This window comes from Pseudomonas sp. TH07, assembly GCF_016651285.1.
Lineage (GTDB): Bacteria > Pseudomonadota > Gammaproteobacteria > Pseudomonadales > Pseudomonadaceae > Aquipseudomonas.
In genome coordinates this window covers 3,250,764-3,266,780 of the sequence record NZ_JAEKED010000001.1, presented here as the reverse complement: position 1 = coordinate 3,266,780, position 16,017 = coordinate 3,250,764, and the positions used below count along the sequence as shown (strand labels likewise).

Genomic DNA, 16,017 nt, shown 5'->3' with positions numbered 1-16,017 from the left:
CGGGATGGGGCTGGCGACTCAGGCGCCGCCAGCGTTACCAGGCTGGGGCTAGAACGCGACCTGGTCACGCCCCTTGAGCCCGAGGATTTCCCGGGCTTCGTCAGGGGTCGCCACGCGCCCGCCCAGGGCTTCGATCACCGTACGGATACGCCGAACCTGGTCGGCATTGGACGCCGCCAGTTGGCCCGGCCCGTCCCACAGCGAATCTTCAAGACCGACTCGCGCATGGCTGCCCATGGACAGGCCCATGGTCGCCAGCGGGATCTGACCGCGTCCGGCGCCGAGGATCGACCACACATAGTCATCGCCAAACAGGCGGTCAGCGGTGCGGCGCATATGGCACAGGTCTTCGGGGTGGCCCCCGATGCCGCCGCGCAAGCCGAACACCGATTGAATAAACAGCGGCGGCTTGAGCAGGCCACGTTCAAGGAAATGCGCAGCGGTGTAGAGGTGGCCGATGTCATAGCACTCGATCTCGAACCGCGTGCGGCTTTCGGCGCAGGCATTGAGGATATGGGCGATGTCACGAAAGGTATTGCGGAAGATCCGATCATCACTCTCCTCCAGGTACGGCCGCTCCCAGTCGTGCTTGAACTCGGTAAAGCGGTTGAGCATCTCGTACAGGCCAAAGTTCATCGAGCCCATATTCAGCGACGCCAGTTCCGGTTTGAACTGCAACACCGGTTGCAGACGCTCCTCGACGCCCATGGTCGGCGCGCCGCCAGTCGTGAGGTTGATGACTACATCGCTGGCGGCCTTGATCTGCGGCAAAAACTGCTGGAACAGCTGCGGATCCTGGCTGGGGCGACCGTCCTCGGGGTCCCGTGCATGCAGATGCACAATCGCCGCGCCGGCTTGGGCGGCACCGATCGCGGCGTCGGTGATCTCCTGGGCGGTGATCGGCAAATGAGGCGACATCGAGGGGGTGTGGATCGCACCGGTAACAGCGCAGGTAATGATGACAGGGCGTTTTTTAGACATGACGATTCTCCGACTTTTATTCTTATTGATAAAAATCCTGGGTACTGCACGAAATGGATGCGCCGCCGACCGGGCCGGCGGGTCGTTCCTATGGCCTACAGGTACTCGACGTTGCCATCGACACTGATCGCCTGGCCGGTGACATTGCGTGCGGCGGGCGAGCAGAGAAACAACGCCATCGCCGCCACGTCTTGCGCGGTGACCATGCGTTTAAGGGAGATTTTCTTCAGGTATTCTTCGCGCATCTGCGCTTGGGCGACGCCGGTCTGCTCGGCTCGGGCGCGAATCACCGCCTCCATCCGCGGCCCCTCGACAATCCCCGGCAGCAAGGCGTTGACCCGGATATCGCTTTCGCCCAGTTCCGAGGCCAAGGACTTCATCAAGCCGACAATCGCCCACTTGGTCGCCGCATATGGGGTGCGCCAGGCGTACCCCAGGCGTCCGGCGACCGAAGCGATATGCAATAGATGGGCATTGGCCGAGGCCTTGAGCAGCGGCACCGCGTGATGGGCAAAGCGGTATTGCGCCGTGAGGTTGATGTCGATGGTACGCGTCCAGTCTTCATCGTTGATAGCATCGATACCGGCGGTCGGCCCGGCAATTCCGGCGTTGTTGACCAGCACATCGAGGCCACTGAAGTGCTCGACCTGCCGCTGGAACACCGCTTCGATCTGCCGGGGGTCCGCGACATCGGCGCGGGTCGCCAGCGCCTGCGGAAACCGATCCCGAAACGCGGCCAGGGCCGAGTCGCTGACATCACACACATGGACCTCGGCCCCGGCCTCTATATAGGCGCTGGCGAGCACTTCACCGATGCCTGCCGCGCCCCCGGAAATCAATACGCGCAACCCCGGATAAGGCTGCAACAACTGCAAAATGCTCATGCGCGAGTACCTGCCGAAACAGCCGACCGCGAGCGCTCGCTGCTGGCCAACAGGCGGGACAGCGAGTCGGCCGCCTGCATGATGTCATCGGTCACCGCGGCGCGCGCCGCAACGCCGTCACGCGCGACCAGGGCTTGGACAATCCGGTTGTGGGCTTCCATGGAGCGTTGCAGGTGCGCCTGGTCCGGGGCCACCAAGGCAAAACAGGGGCCCATGTGCAGCCAAAAATTCTCCACCGCAGCCATGGTCAACTCGGCCTGGGCGACGCCATAGATCCGTCGGTGAAAGGCAAAGTTGGTCCACAGGTAACGCGACACATCCACCTCATCGGCGGCCTTTTGCATCTGTCGGCACAGATCGGAAATATCGGCGATATCACTGCTGTCCAGCAGCAGTACCGCTTTCTCCGCCAGCAGGCCTTCGAGCGCGACCCGGGCATCACGGATCTCCCGCAGTCGCTCGACAGTCATCATCCGCACTCGCAGGCGCGAGGTTTCGGTGACTTCAAAGGCATTTTCCGCGCTCAAGCGCTGCAAGGCTTCGCGCACCGGCATCGGGCTCGAGCCCAAGGCCTCGGCCAAGCCACGGATGGTCAGCTTTTGCCCCGGCTGGAAGCGGCCACTCATCAAGGCTTCGCGGATCTGGCGATAGACCTGATCTTGCAAGGTATCGCGGGACACCTGACGCAGGGAGGGAAGACGAATCGGACCTTCTGTCATGAGTCAAACCTGTGTTGTCGTTCTTGTGGCGGACAATACGTGATCACAAATCAAATATGTCAAACCAAAAAACAACCCAAGGTGACTCAAAAACAGCTTTTTAAGATCAGCGGTGCAAGAGGCAGGTCCACCTGAGTCGCTCAGTGCGATGCCTGGCAGCGCTGCTGAAATAACTACCGGGAGCCTGTCAGACGGCTCCCGGCAGGTGGCTCAGCGTTGTTCCCAGACCACCGGAAACCAGTCCTCGCGCATGCGATCGCCATCTTTCAGGTCAATGCCGGGGAACGGTGGCGAGGTGCGCCCGGGGCGCTGGATGTAGCGCACATCGTCGCCCATGAAACGAGTCGAGAACGCTCGGCGGCGACCGTTGCCGATGTTGCCGGCGGCGCCGTGCACGGTGCGAAAATCGAAGACCACGGCGTCGCCAGGCATCAGTTCAGGGGACAGGATCTGGTAGTCGCCGTTGTCCACGTCCGGCATGTCCATGAACCGACTTTCGCCGGATACCTCATCGGTGGCGCCGTAAAAGTCCTGGTTGCTGGCCCAGCTTTTCGGGCGCACCGGCTTGGGCCAGCGATGGGAGCCCAAGACCACGCTCAAGGTGTTGTGGCGGGTCACCGGGTCCAGGGGGATCCAGTAGCTGGCGGTTTGCAGGCCATCCACGCAGTAATAGGGCAGGTCCTGATGCCAGGGCGTGGCTTTGGAGGTGCCGGGTTCCTTGACCAGGATATGGTCGTGGAACACCTGCACCTGCCGGGACTGCATCAGTTGGCCGGCAATGGCCGCAGCCGGCGAGTTCAGGACAAAGTCCTTGAACGGGGCGATGCGCTGCCAGTTGCAGTAGTCCTCGAAAAAGCGTCCGCGCTCACCATTGCCCACGTTCTCGATGGCGAAGGCACTGGGCTGGGCGAGGTTCTGCTCGAAACCGTCGCGCAGGCGTTCCACCCAGTCGCTGAATACGCCGCGCAATACGATGGCGCCGTCACGTTGAAACTGTTCGATATCCGAGTTCATCCGCCTGCCCTCTCTTGTTGTAATAAATCCCAGTATTGGAGGGCTTAACTTTTGCCGTAAACGATAAATTGCTTATTTGTCACTATAGGTACTTTGTATGGCCGGCTTGTTGTCAGGCCCGGCAATTAACCGGTTAATAGCCATGACCTGCCGATTGCCTTGAGATCAATAAAGTGCAGGTCACTTCCTACGCTTCATCACCCGCAGTTAATCGCCAAATAATAAAAACAATCAGGAGTTACTTGGGATGAACGACAAAAGACCTGCAATGCGGCGGGGTTTGAATGCCCGTCACATTCGCTTCATGGCACTGGGCTCGGCCATCGGCACCGGGCTGTTCTACGGCTCCGCATCGGCCATTCAACTGGCCGGGCCTTCGGTATTGCTGGCCTACCTGATCGGCGGCGCCGCCATCTACATGATGATGCGCGCCCTGGGTGAAATGGCGGTGCGCAACCCGGTATCCGGCTCCTTCGGCCAGTACACCAGCCAGTACCTGGGACGCTTCTCGGGTTTTCTGACCGGCTGGAGTTATGCGTTTTCGATGCTGGTGGTGTGCCTGGCGGATGTCACCGCGTTCGGCGTCTACATGGGGTTCTGGTTTCCCGACACCCCCGCCTGGATCTGGGTGCTGGGCATTGTGTTTTTTATCGGTGCCCTGAACCTGTGCAGCGTCAAGGTGTTTGGCGAGTTGGAGTTCTGGCTGTCGCTGCTGAAGGTCACCGCGATTATCTCGATGATCGTCGCCGGTGCCACAGTGCTGATTTTTGGCATCACGCTGGGGAATGCCGCTGAACACACCGCGCCCATTAGTAACCTGTGGAGCTATGGCGGCCTGTTCCCCAATGGCCTGAGCGGCATGATCGCGTCGTTCTCGGTGGTCATGTTCGCCTTTGGCGGAGTGGAAATGATCGGCATCACCGCCGGCGAAGCCAAGGACCCGCAGCGGGCGATTCCCCGGGCGATCAACTCGGTGCCGCTGCGTATCCTGCTGTTCTATGTGCTGACCCTGCTGGTCCTGATGTCGCTGTACCCCTGGCCGAAAATCGGCGGCGAGGGCAGCCCCTTTGTACAGATCTTCAGCGGCCTGGGGATCAGCTCAGCCGCGACCCTGCTGAATATCGTGGTGATCTCGGCGGCGGTATCGGCCATCAACAGCGATATTTTCAGCGCCGGGCGCATGATGTACGGCATGGCCAACAATGGCCAGGCGCCGGCCAGTTTCGCCCGGTTGTCGCGTTTCGGGGTGCCATGGATGACGGTACTGGTGATGTCTGCCGCGTTGCTGCTGGGCGTGCTGCTCAACTACCTGGCGCCGAAAAACCTGTTCCTGATGCTGGCCGCCGTGGTGACGTTTTCGATTGTCTGGGTCTGGCTGATGATCCTGCTGTCCCAGGTTGTGATGCGCAGCCGCATGAGCCCCCAGGACATCGCCGAACTGCAATTCCCGGTGCCGTTCTGGCCCCTGGGCCCGGCCTGTGCGATCGTCTTCATGCTGTTTATCTTCGGCGTGCTGGCCTGGTTCCCGGACACGCGGATGGCGCTCTATGTCGGCATCGCCTGGCTGGCGTTGTTGTCGGTCGGCTACTGGCTGTGCCTGGCGCGCCACGACAAGCTGCTCGGCATACAGCCCAAGGCCAGCGCCTCACGTCTGCAACCCTAGGCGGGAAACTGCTCGATCGCCCAATCCAGGAACGCCTGCGCCACTCGCGACGCCGGCATCGCACTGGACTGGGCGAGAACCACCGACTGCGGACTGACCGCCTCCACCAGGGGGCGGCAGGCCAAGGGCCGACCGTCATAGCTGCAATCCCCCACCGGGCGGGTACAGGACAGCGCCACCCCATAACCGTGGGCCACCAGCCCGCGCTGCATTTCGAAGGTCTGGGTCAGTTGCTGTGACCTGGGCTGCAGATCGCAGGCCCAGAACAACGACAGGAAATACTCACGGGTCCGGGCGATATCTTCCAGAATCAGGCACTCGTCGGCCAGGTCCACCAACGACACCTGCTCCTGCTGCGCCAACGGGTGGTCGGCCGGGAGCAGCGCATAAGGCGCCAGCCGCGCCAGCACTCGGGTCTCGATATGCGGGTCGAGCCCGACCTCATAGGTCAGCGCCAGCTCGGCCTTGCCGTCGCTCAGGCGGCGGTTGACCCCGGCCAGATCGGTTTCAAACAGGGTGATGCTGACCTCGGGGTGCAACTGGCGAAACCCCGCCAGCAAGCGCGGGGCAAAGTACGGTCCCAGGTCCTGGAAGCAGATCAGGCTCAGCGTCCCGCGCAAGCCGGCCTGCTCATCCTCAACGCCACCCATGGCCCCCGCCTTGCTCAAAATCTCCCGCGCCTGCTCCAGCAGTTTGCGTCCGGCCGGGCTCAAATCAAGGCCGCGGCTGGCCTGACGATGAAACAGCTTTTCACCCAATATCGCTTCCAGCTGCGAAATGGCCAGGGACACCGAGGGTTGGGAAATATGCATGGCCCGAGCTGCGGCGCTGATGCTGCCCTGCTCCGCGGCGGCCACAAAGTATTCGAGCTGGCGGAAGGTAAAACCAATCATCGGCCGGGTATCCTTATTATCGTTTTGCCCGATGATACCCCAGGCCATGTCCGCTCAAAGGTGGTACTCCTGACAGGGCGTTTTACTAGAATCCGGAAACGAAAAAGCCCCTGAAACCAAAGGTTTCAGGGGCTTTTCTATGTATGGCGGAGAGATAGGGATTCGAACCCTAGGTACCGGTGAAGGTACAACGGATTTCGAATCCGTCCCATTCGGCCACTCTGGCATCTCTCCAACGGCGCGCATCATAACAACACTTTTGCCGGAAGCGAACCCCCTAGGCGAAATTTTTCCGTGCTATCAGATGCTTGCGTCGGTTAAAGCGGTACGCCAAGACGGTTGGCGACTTCTTCGTAGGCTTCGATAACGTCACCGAGGCCCTGGCGGAAGCGATCTTTGTCCATCTTCTTCTTGGTGTCCTTGTCCCACAGGCGGCAGCCGTCCGGGCTGAACTCGTCGCCCAGGACGATGGAGCCATCACGGAACACGCCGAATTCAAGTTTGAAGTCGACCAGCAGCAGGCCGGCGTCGTCGAACAGTTTGCTCAGGACTTCGTTGACCTTGAGCGACAGTTCTTTCATGCGCACCAGTTGCTCGGCAGTGCCCCAACCGAATGCCACGACGTGGGATTCGTTGATGAACGGGTCGCCCTTGGCGTCGTCCTTGAGGAACAGTTCGAAGGTGTAAGGATTGAGCTTGATGCCCTCTTCCACGCCCAGGCGCTTGACCAGGCTACCGGCAGCGTAGTTACGCACCACACACTCGACCGGGATCATGTCGAGCTTCTTCACCAGGCACTCGTTGTCGCCCAGCAGCTTGTCGAACTGAGTCGGCACGCCGGCCGCTTCGAGTTTTTGCATGATGAAGGCGTTGAACTTGTTGTTCACCATGCCTTTGCGGTCGAGTTGTTCGATGCGCTTGCCGTCGAACGCCGAGGTGTCGTTGCGAAACAGCAGGATCAAGCGGTCGGCGTCGTCGGTCTTGTAAACCGACTTGGCTTTGCCGCGGTAGAGTTCTTCACGTTTTTCCATGATGGGCTCCGCTTGCTAGGTAGGTGGGCTAGGCGATGTGTCGCCAGTCGAGCCCTGAATCTTGATCGGCCAATTGCAGCCAGTCCGGGTCGCACCCGAGGGTGTCGACAAAACATTGCCGGGCCAGCTGCGGCAGGTTGTTCTTGCTGCTCAGATGAGCCAGGACCAGGTGTTGCAGGTCTTGCCAGCCCAACTCGGCCACCAGGTTTGCGGCCTGGTGGTTGTTCAGATGTCCTTCTTGCCCACCGACCCGCTGCTTGAGAAAGGTCGGGTAATGCCCACGTGCGAGCAGGTCACGGCAGTGATTGGCCTCGATCATCAAGGCATCCAGGCCGCTGTAGCCCTCCAGCACGCCGGCGCAGTAAGACCCCAGGTCGGTCAGCAGGCCAAAGCGCCGCTGACCGTCACTGAAGACAAATTGCGTAGGTTCCTGGGCGTCGTGGGCGACGGCGATCACGCCGATGCTCAACGCACCGATCTGCAACTGCTCGCCACCGGCCAAAAAACCCGCGACCTCAACCGGCTTGCGCATCCCGCGCAAGGTACCGCGACTGAGGTAGACCGGTAGATTGTAGCGCCGAGACAGCAAACCCACGCCATGCACGTGGTCGGCATGTTCGTGGGTCACCAGAATCGCACTCAGCTGCGCGGGGTGAACCCCCAGGCGCAGCAGGCGCCGCTCGGTTTCACGCAAGGAGAAACCGCAATCCACCAGCACATAGGTGTCATTGCTGACTATCAGCGTGCCATTCCCTTGGCTACCACTGCCGAGAACGGCAAAACGCATTTGATCAGCCCAGGTTGTCCTGAATCACGCCCAATACTTTGCGCGCCACATCAGCCGGCGCCACAGTGTTGATGTTTTTCTCGACGGTGACCTGGACGTTCTCGCCTACCTTGCTCAGGCGAACCTGATAACGCTCGGCGCGAGCTTCGATTTCTTCCTTGGCCGGCTTGCTGCCGAACAACTTGCCGAAGAAACCTGGCTCGTCGTTTTTCTTCTCGGCTTTTTCGGCGAGGTTGATGTAGTACAGGCCCAGGCTGCGGTTGATGTCTTCAACCCGCCATTCGCCCTGCTCCAGGGCACGGCCGACGCTCGACCAGGCACGGTCCAGGTCTGCGCCCAGGTTCAGCACCGGGTTGCCGCTGCCGTCTTCGCTGAGGCTGACACGGCTTGGGGTATCGAAATCACGCGCAGCCAGCAGGGACACCGAACCGCCCTTCTCCGAAATGCGGCTCATGCTGGCGAGCATGTCGTCGACCAGCGCGGCATCCAGGCCGGTATTGACCGAACGGTTGGTGAATTCGACGTCGGCTGTGCTGCCGGCAGGACGCTCGGCGCTGACCACGTAGACTTCACTGGTATTGCGTTGCACGCCTGGCTCGATGCGGACCCGCACGCGGGTTTCGCTGTCGGCGCCGACACCGGCGCTGCTCATGCGCTTGGCCACGGAGGCCGAAAGCTCGTCGGAACGCTGCCAGCTAGTGCTGAACTCGCCCGTCTGCGGACGCTGCTGATCCAGACGGAAACCGTTGTCCTGGAAGAACTGCACTGCCACGGGCCAGACTTCAGCTGGTGGATGCTGAGCCATGACCCAACGCGAGTCGCCGCTTTTCTGCAGGGTGTAGTCGCCGGCATCGGCCACGGCCGACAACGGCTGTGGACGCGGAACCACGTACTCGCCCTTGACGCTGTCGTCAGCCACGTTGCGCGGGATCGGCAACAGCGGGTCGAGGCGCTTGGCAGTCTTGACGTCAGGTGGCAATTGCATCGGTGCTGTCTGTTGCGCTTCCAGGTAGTCGCTGCCACGGTCACGGAAGTAGCCTTCCGGGCCCCAAATCCAACCACAACCGCTGGTGCTGGAGATAATCAAGGCAAGTGCGGAAAGTCCGGCCATTCGCTTCATGCGTAGTACTTCCTCAATTAAACCAATACGCCGGACTGGCGCATGGCCTGCCGCAGCGGTTCGTGACAGGCAGCACTGAGCCAGGTGAGCGGCAGACGGATACCGTCCGGCATCAAGCCCATCTCGTGCAGGGCCCATTTCACGGGGATAGGGTTGGATTCGATAAACAGGGTTTTATTGAGCGGCATCAGCGTCTCGTGGATCGCCCGGGCCTTGACGGCGTCGCCAGCCATGGCCGCGGCGCACAGGTCGCTCATGGCGCGCGGGGCAACGTTGGCGGTCACCGAGATATTGCCCTTGCCACCCAGCAGGATCAGTTCGACGGCAGTGGCGTCATCACCGGAGTACACCAGGAAATCGCTGCTCACACCGGCCAGGATGTCCTTGGCCCGCTGCAGGTCGCCTGTGGCTTCCTTGATCCCGATGATGTTTTTCACGGTCGACAGACGGATCACGGTCTCGGCCTGCATGTCGCAAGCGGTGCGGCCAGGCACGTTGTAGAGGATCTGCGGGATATCGACAGCTTCGGCGATGGTCCGGAAATGCTGATACAAGCCTTCTTGCGTCGGCTTGTTGTAATAAGGCGTGACCAGCAGGCACGCATCGGCGCCGGCGGTTTTCGCATTGGTGGTCAGTTCGATCGCTTCACGCGTCGAGTTGGCGCCTGTGCCGGCGATCACCGGAATACGCCCTGCAACTTGAGCTACCACGCGACGAATCACTTCAATGTGTTCGTTCACGTCCAGGGTGGCCGACTCACCAGTGGTGCCGACCGCCACAATGGCGTTGGTGCCCTCTTGCAGGTGGAAGTCCACCAGTTTGCTCAGGCTGTCCCAGTCGAGACGACCCTGTGCATCCATGGGTGTGACCAGTGCCACCATACTGCCCGCAATCATGCAACCGCTCCTGCCGGAAAAAGAGAGCGGTAATGGTACTGGCGCCAAGATGCTTGCACAAGCGAAGTACTGTGCTTGCGCCATTCCCCTTGGCGATGGTTTTCGCTACCCTTCAGGCTTTGATCGGTACTGATAAGCTTGTACGCCGGGTTCCTGCCTCCCTTTTCAGCATCCGAAGCCCCTGTCCTGCGCGGCTGACCAGCGCTTCCCTCTTTAGTGGAGCTTGTCGCAGCCTGCGGATTCCGGGACTTTGAATACGCATCCGGACGTTTGCCCAGTACGCGAGCCTACGAAAGTATCGACCGCTCATCGCTTTAGGAATGCTGCATGTCCACCCCCACAGTTCGCGAACAATTCCTTGTCATCAGTGCCCTCGGCGCCAACCCCATGGAGCTGACTAACGTCCTGTGCCGCGCCAGCCATGAAAATCGCTGCGCCGTGGTGACCTCGCGCCTGACTCGCCATGGCGAGTGCAGTGCGCTGGTCCTGCAGATTTCCGGCAGCTGGGACGCCCTGGCGCGCCTCGAGACCGGCCTGCCCTCGCTGGCCAAGAAGCATGCCTTCACGGTCAACGTGGTGCGCAGCGCCGCCCTGGAGAACCGTCCCCAGGCCCTGCCCTATGTCGCCTATGTCAGTTCTGCCTACCGTTCGGACATCGTCAACGAGCTGTGCCAGTTCTTCATCGACCATCAGGTCGAACTGGAGAACCTGACCTGCGACACCTACCAGGCCCCGCAGACCGGCGGCACCATGCTCAATGCCACCTTCACCGTGACCTTGCCGGCCGGGACCCAGATCAGCTGGTTGCGCGACCAGTTCCTGGATTTCGCCGACGCAATGAATCTCGATGCGCTGATTGAACCTTGGCGCCCACAGAACCCAATGTAAGGAAGCTTTCATGGCCGTTGCTATCGACCAGCCCATCGCCGATTTCGAAGCCCCAGCCACCAGCGGGCAGACCGTCAGCCTTGCCGCACTCAAGGGCAAGCAAGTGGTGATCTATTTCTACCCCAAGGACAGCACGCCGGGCTGCACCACCGAAGGCCAGGGCTTTCGTGACCAGTACGCCGCATTCAAGGCCGCCAACACCGAAATTTTCGGTGTCTCCCGCGACAGCCTGAAGTCCCATGAAAACTTCAAGTGCAAGCAGGAGTTTCCCTTCGAGCTGATCAGCGACAAGGACGAAGCCGTCTGCCAGCTGTTCGACGTGATCAAGCTGAAGAAGCTCTATGGCAAAGAGTATCTGGGCGTGGATCGCAGCACGTTCCTGATCGACAAGGACGGTGTACTGCGTCAGGAATGGCGTGGTGTGAAAGTGCCCGGCCATGTCGATGCTGTACTGGCTGCCGCCCAGGCGCTGAACAAGGCCTGAGCTTGAGCACCCGGGGCGGCCATTTGCGCCGCCCCGTCATTGACCCCGATTACTTCAAAGCAATGGCGCGACCACCGGCTCCTGCCGTGGCCAGGCATCCAGCACCGCCTTGAACAGGGTGGCCAGCGGGATCGCGAAGAACACCCCCCAGAAGCCCCACAACCCGCCAAACAACAGAACCGCGCAGATAATCGCCACCGGGTGCAGGTTCACCGCCTCGGAGAACAGCAGCGGCACCAGCACGTTGCCATCCAGGGTCTGGATGATGCCGTAGACCGCCATCAGGTAGATGAATTGATCGCTCCACCCCCACTGGAACAGGGCAATCAGCGCCACCGGTACGGTCACCACCACGGCGCCGACGTAGGGCACCACCACCGAGACACCCACCAGCAGGGCCAGCAGCGCCGCGTAATTGAGGTCCAGAGCAACAAACGCAATGTAGGTCACGCCGCCGCAGATCACGATCTCGATCACCTTGCCGCGGATGTAGTTGGCGATCTGACGGTTCATTTCCTGGGCCACCCGCGTGATCAGCGCGCGCTCGCGCGGCAGGTAGCCGCGCACCCATTGACCGATCATTGCCCGGTCCTTGAGGAAGAAGAACACCAGGATAGGCACCAGCACCAGGTAGATCATGATGTTGACCAGCAACGGCAAGCTGGACAGGGAAAAGGTCAGCGCCCACTGGCCGAATTTTCCAATCTCGCCCCGCGCCACTTCGATGGCCTGCAGCACCTGCTCATCGGACACCAGATGCGGGTAGCGCTCCGGCAACAACAGCAGCAGCGACTGCCACTTGGCGAGCATGCCCGGCAACTCGTTGAACAGGGTGATCAACTGATGCCAGAGCAAGGGCACCACCACCACGATAAACACCAGCAGCAGCCCCATGAACAAGGCAAACACCATCCCCACTGCCGCGCCGCCCGGCAGCCGCAGGCGCTCCAGGCTGACCACCAGTCCCTGCATCAGGTAAGCCAGGACCATGCCTGCCAGCACCGGCGCCAGCATGCCGCCCAGGGTCAGCACCGCGGTAAAGGCCAGGAACAACAGCACGGCCAGCACCACAGCCTCCTCGTCGGAGAAGTAGCGCTGAATCCAGTCGCGTAACACCTTGAACATCAATGATCCTTAAATAGCAGCACGGCAATTGCGAGAGGCTCTCAGGCCTTTTTCAACCAGTAGCGATAAACCCCGGCCTCGTCTTCTTCACGAAGCAGGGTATGACCGGCCAAACGGGCAAAGGTGCGAAAGTCGCGTTGCGAACCGGCGTCCGTGGCAATCACCTTGAGCACCGCGCCGCTGGCCAGGCGATTGAGTTCCAGCTTGGCCTTGAGTAAGGGCAACGGGCAGTTCAGACCGCTGGCATCCAGCTCGGCGTCATGGGCTACAGCGTCGATCATCGGGGCACTCCGGTCATGTGTTTGAGTTGCCTAGAATATCTGGTCGCAGGCCAAGTGTCCGGCTACAGTAGACTCTTTGTCGACTAAGGCTTTGTGCATGACTTTTTTGCGCCCTACCCTGCTGACGCTCGCTTGCCTGCTCGCCTCACCGGGCTTCGCCGACGACCTGCCATCACTCGGTGACGCCAGTTCTGCCATTGTCTCGCCGCAACAGGAATACCAGTTGGGCCGCGCCTGGCTCGCCCTGCTCCGTAGTCAGGTCGCGCAACTCAACGACCCGCAGCTCAAGGACTACGTCGAAACCAGTGTCTATAAACTGGTGGAAACCAGCCAGGTCAATGACCGGCGTCTCGAATTCATTCTGATCGACAGTCCGCAACTCAACGCCTTCGCTGCACCCGGCGGGATCATCGGGGTCAACGGCGGGCTGTTCCTCAACGCTCAGACCGAGGGCGAATATGCCTCGGTACTGGCCCACGAATTGGCTCACTTGTCCCAACGCCACTTCGCCCGAGGCGTCGAAGCCCAGCAACGCATGCAAGTGCCGATGATGGCAGCCTTGCTGGCCGGCATCGTGATCGCTGCGGCCGGTGCCGGCGATGCCGGGATCGCCGCCATTGCCGGTACCCAGGCGGCAGCCATCCAGGAGCAGCGGCGCTTCTCCCGGCAGAACGAACAGGAAGCCGACCGCATCGGCATCCTCAACCTGGAGAAGGCCGGCTACGATCCGCGCTCGATGCCGAGCATGTTCGAACGCCTGATGCGCCAGTACCGCTTCGATGCCAAACCGCCGGAATTCCTCCTGACTCACCCGGTCACCGAATCGCGGATCGCCGACACCCGCAACCGCGCCGAGCAGGCCAAGCCCGGCGGCACCGAAGACAGCATGCGCTATCAGCTGATTCGCGCGCGGGTGCAACTGACGTACGAAGATTCGCCGGGCCTGGCAGCCAAACGCTTTCGCGCCCAACTCGACGAAAACCCGAAAAACGACGTGGCACGCTATGGCCTGGCCATCGCCCAGATCAAGGGCAGCCAATGGAACGACGCGCGGGAAAACCTCAAGCAGTTGCTGGCCAAATCGCCCAACGACATCACCTATAACCTGGCGCAGATCGAGCTGGACATCGCCAACAACCGCCTGCCCGATGCACAAGCCCGGGTCGACCGGATGCTGACCCAATACCCAAACAACTATCCGCTGAATCAGGTTCGGGTCGACCTGCTGCTCAAGCAGAACCGCGCCGCTGACGCCGAAAAAGCCCTCGAAGGCCTGCTCAAGAGCCGCCCCGACGATCCGGACGTCTGGTACATGGTGGCGGAAACTCGCGGCCTGTCCGGCAATACCATCGGCCTGCACCAGGCCCGCGCCGAGTACTTCGCCCTGGTCGGTGACTACCGTCAGGCCATCCAGCAGCTGGACTTCGCCAAACGTCGCGCCGGCAGCAACTTCCCGCTGTCCTCACGGATCGATGCCCGCCAGCGCGAGTTGATGGACCAGGAGCAAATGGTCAAGGACATGATGCGCTGACGCTTCAGGCGCACACAAAAAAGCCCGCCTCTTTCAAGGCGGGCTTTTTTATGGGGCGGATAACCTTCGCGGCAGGTTATTCAGCCAGTTTGAAGGTGATGAAGCTGGCACGGCCCTGACGCAGGACGCGCATCGACACCGAACGATTCTTCGGCAAGGCCTGGGCAATCTCGGTGAAGTTCTTGGTCGAAGTGATCGCCTGATTGTTCAGGTGAGTGATCACATCGCCCGGTTGCAGGCCGATAAGAGCCGCAGGACCGTCTTGAACTTCCTTGATCACCACGCCGCCCTTGAGGTCGAAGGTCTTCTTCTGCTCATCGGTCAGCTCGGCCACGGCAACGCCCAGACGGTTGCTGCTGCGCTCGACACCGGATTTGGCCAGGGTGCCCAGTTCCTTGTCTTCTTCAGGGATCGCGCCAACGGTCAGCTCGACATTCTTGCGCTTGCCCTCGCGGATCACTTCGAGGTTGGCCTTGGCACCGGCCTTGAGCGCGCCTACCAGATGCGGCAGGTCTGCCGACATGACAATCGGCTGGCCGTTCATGCTGAGAATCACGTCGCCCACTTGCAGGCCGCCCTTGGCTGCCGGACCGTCATCCTGGATCTGTGCCACCAGGGCACCGGCCGGTTTGTCCAGGCCGAAAGACTCAGCCAGGTCTTTATTCACTTCCTGGATCACCACACCCAACCAGCCACGGCTGACCTTGCCACCGCTTTTCAGCTGGTTGGAAACGTCCATTGCCACATCGATCGGGATGGCGAACGACACGCCCATGAAGCCGCCGGAACGGGTGTAGATCTGCGAGTTGATACCCACCACTTCACCCGCCAGGTTAAACAGCGGGCCACCGGAGTTGCCCGGGTTGATTGGCACGTCGGTCTGGATGAACGGCACATAGTTTTCGTTCGGCAGGCTGCGCCCGATGGCGCTGACAATGCCCTGGGTCACGGTGTGGTCGAAACCGAACGGCGAACCGATGGCAACCACCCACTGGCCGGCTTTCAGGTCCTGGGATTTGCCGAGTTTCAGTACGGGCAGATCCTTGCCATCGATTTTCAGCAAGGCCACGTCGGAACGAGGGTCGGTCCCGATCAGCTTGGCTTTGAGTTCGCTGCGATCGGCCAGGCGCACGAGAATTTCGTCGGCATCGGCAATCACGTGGTTGTTGGTCAGGATGTAGCCATCAGACGAGATGATGAAACCCGAACCCAGGGACTGCGCCTCGCGCTGACGATCGCCACGGGGCGAGCGCTGCTGGGGCATACCGCGTTCGAAAAACTCCCGCAGCATCGGCGGCAGGCCTTCAAGATCGGGCATCTGCTGGTTGGACACCTTGCGATCAGGAAGCTTCTGCGTGGTACTGATATTGACCACGGCAGGGGAAGCCTGCTCGACCAGCTGCGTAAAGTCGGGCAGTTCCGCCGCTTGCACGGCAACTGCCTGACCGAGCACAAGCACGGTGGCGAATATGGAGAGGTAAGACTTCAAGCGTGGTATCGACATACGGCTCCCGTTACAACGAGCATGATTAAGCGATATGGAGCAACAAGTAGCGAGCGGCAAGCGCCGGTACTTTTGTTCCGGGAACGACAAACAAGGCCAGAACCGAGGGGCTCTGACCTATAGAAAAAAAACCGGGTTTTTGCAAATGAAATTGCTCACCAAACATTTCATCTTCTCAATTGTGGAGTGGGCATTGCTGACCTCTTGCACAACCAA

General features: G+C 60.9%; 16 protein-coding genes and 1 tRNA gene. 4 read left to right on the top strand and 13 right to left on the bottom strand.

Annotated features, from left to right (window positions below; genetic code table 11):
• Positions 1-48 precede the first annotated feature (48 nt).
• The 4 genes from JFU57_RS15250 to JFU57_RS15235 form a co-directional block, all read right to left on the bottom strand.
• On the bottom strand, positions 49-981 hold the full coding sequence (locus JFU57_RS15250; RefSeq protein ID WP_201129908.1) for a 3-keto-5-aminohexanoate cleavage protein: 933 nt from the start codon (positions 979-981) through the stop codon (positions 49-51).
• 95 nt (positions 982-1,076) lie between these two features.
• Complete coding sequence (locus JFU57_RS15245; protein WP_201129906.1) at positions 1,077-1,865, bottom strand: SDR family oxidoreductase; 789 nt, start codon at positions 1,863-1,865, stop codon at positions 1,077-1,079.
• Complete coding sequence (locus tag JFU57_RS15240) at positions 1,862-2,584, bottom strand: GntR family transcriptional regulator (protein ID WP_201129904.1); 723 nt, start codon at positions 2,582-2,584, stop codon at positions 1,862-1,864. Before JFU57_RS15240 ends, JFU57_RS15245 begins: the two co-directional genes overlap by 4 nt.
• A 210-nt stretch (positions 2,585-2,794) precedes the next feature.
• Entirely contained in the window at positions 2,795-3,598 is an 804-nt protein-coding gene (locus JFU57_RS15235) for a phytanoyl-CoA dioxygenase family protein (protein ID WP_078473201.1), read from the bottom strand.
• A 247-nt stretch (positions 3,599-3,845) separates the two neighbouring features.
• On the opposite strand from JFU57_RS15235, the gene JFU57_RS15230 reads away from it, so the two are divergent.
• Complete coding sequence (locus JFU57_RS15230) at positions 3,846-5,261, top strand: amino acid permease (protein WP_201129902.1); 1,416 nt, start codon at positions 3,846-3,848, stop codon at positions 5,259-5,261.
• On the opposite strand, the gene JFU57_RS15225 is transcribed toward JFU57_RS15230, so the two are convergent.
• The 6 genes from JFU57_RS15225 to dapA form a co-directional block, all read right to left on the bottom strand.
• Positions 5,258-6,154 carry a LysR family transcriptional regulator gene (locus JFU57_RS15225; protein WP_201129900.1) on the bottom strand — a complete coding sequence of 299 codons (897 nt, stop codon included), beginning with the start codon at positions 6,152-6,154 and terminating at the stop codon, positions 5,258-5,260. The genes JFU57_RS15230 and JFU57_RS15225 overlap by 4 nt on opposite strands.
• A 144-nt stretch (positions 6,155-6,298) precedes the next feature.
• Positions 6,299-6,388 (bottom strand) — tRNA-Ser (locus JFU57_RS15220).
• Between the two features lie 83 nt (positions 6,389-6,471).
• Positions 6,472-7,185 (bottom strand): phosphoribosylaminoimidazolesuccinocarboxamide synthase, encoded by a 714-nt coding sequence (gene purC, locus JFU57_RS15215; RefSeq protein ID WP_078473194.1) that lies wholly within the window; start codon positions 7,183-7,185, stop codon positions 6,472-6,474.
• A gap of 28 nt (positions 7,186-7,213) precedes the next feature.
• Entirely contained in the window at positions 7,214-7,972 is a 759-nt protein-coding gene (locus JFU57_RS15210; protein WP_020300482.1) for an MBL fold metallo-hydrolase, read from the bottom strand.
• A 4-nt stretch (positions 7,973-7,976) separates the two neighbouring features.
• On the bottom strand, positions 7,977-9,092 hold the full coding sequence (bamC, locus tag JFU57_RS15205) for an outer membrane protein assembly factor BamC (protein ID WP_078473193.1): 1,116 nt from the start codon (positions 9,090-9,092) through the stop codon (positions 7,977-7,979).
• Between the two features lie 17 nt (positions 9,093-9,109).
• Complete coding sequence (gene dapA / locus JFU57_RS15200) at positions 9,110-9,988, bottom strand: 4-hydroxy-tetrahydrodipicolinate synthase (protein WP_078473192.1); 879 nt, start codon at positions 9,986-9,988, stop codon at positions 9,110-9,112.
• A gap of 327 nt (positions 9,989-10,315) precedes the next feature.
• On the opposite strand from dapA, the gene JFU57_RS15195 reads away from it, so the two are divergent.
• Together JFU57_RS15195 and JFU57_RS15190 are read left to right on the top strand one after the other, a co-directional pair.
• Positions 10,316-10,876, top strand: coding sequence for a glycine cleavage system protein R (locus tag JFU57_RS15195; protein WP_020300479.1), 561 nt, complete (start codon positions 10,316-10,318; stop codon positions 10,874-10,876).
• Between the two features lie 10 nt (positions 10,877-10,886).
• The gene (locus JFU57_RS15190) at positions 10,887-11,360 is read left to right on the top strand and encodes a peroxiredoxin (protein ID WP_201129898.1); all 474 of its coding nucleotides are present in this window, start codon (positions 10,887-10,889) and stop codon (positions 11,358-11,360) included.
• Positions 11,361-11,414: 54 nt separating this feature from the next.
• Here JFU57_RS15190 and JFU57_RS15185 read toward each other — a convergent pair whose 3' ends face one another.
• Entirely contained in the window at positions 11,415-12,485 is a 1,071-nt protein-coding gene (locus tag JFU57_RS15185) for an AI-2E family transporter (protein WP_201129887.1), read from the bottom strand.
• Positions 12,486-12,526: 41 nt separating this feature from the next.
• Entirely contained in the window at positions 12,527-12,766 is a 240-nt protein-coding gene (locus tag JFU57_RS15180) for a sulfurtransferase TusA family protein (RefSeq protein ID WP_078473189.1), read from the bottom strand.
• Positions 12,767-12,863: 97 nt separating this feature from the next.
• On the opposite strand from JFU57_RS15180, the gene JFU57_RS15175 reads away from it, so the two are divergent.
• Positions 12,864-14,297: a M48 family metalloprotease gene (locus JFU57_RS15175; RefSeq protein ID WP_078473188.1), complete on the top strand. Its 1,434-nt coding sequence runs from the start codon at positions 12,864-12,866 to the stop codon at positions 14,295-14,297.
• Positions 14,298-14,373: 76 nt separating this feature from the next.
• Here the strand turns inward: JFU57_RS15175 and JFU57_RS15170 are convergent, their stop codons facing one another.
• A complete protein-coding gene (locus JFU57_RS15170; protein ID WP_043230965.1) occupies positions 14,374-15,801 on the bottom strand; it encodes a DegQ family serine endoprotease in 1,428 nt (475 codons plus the stop codon).
• Between the last annotated feature and the right edge of the window lie 216 nt (positions 15,802-16,017).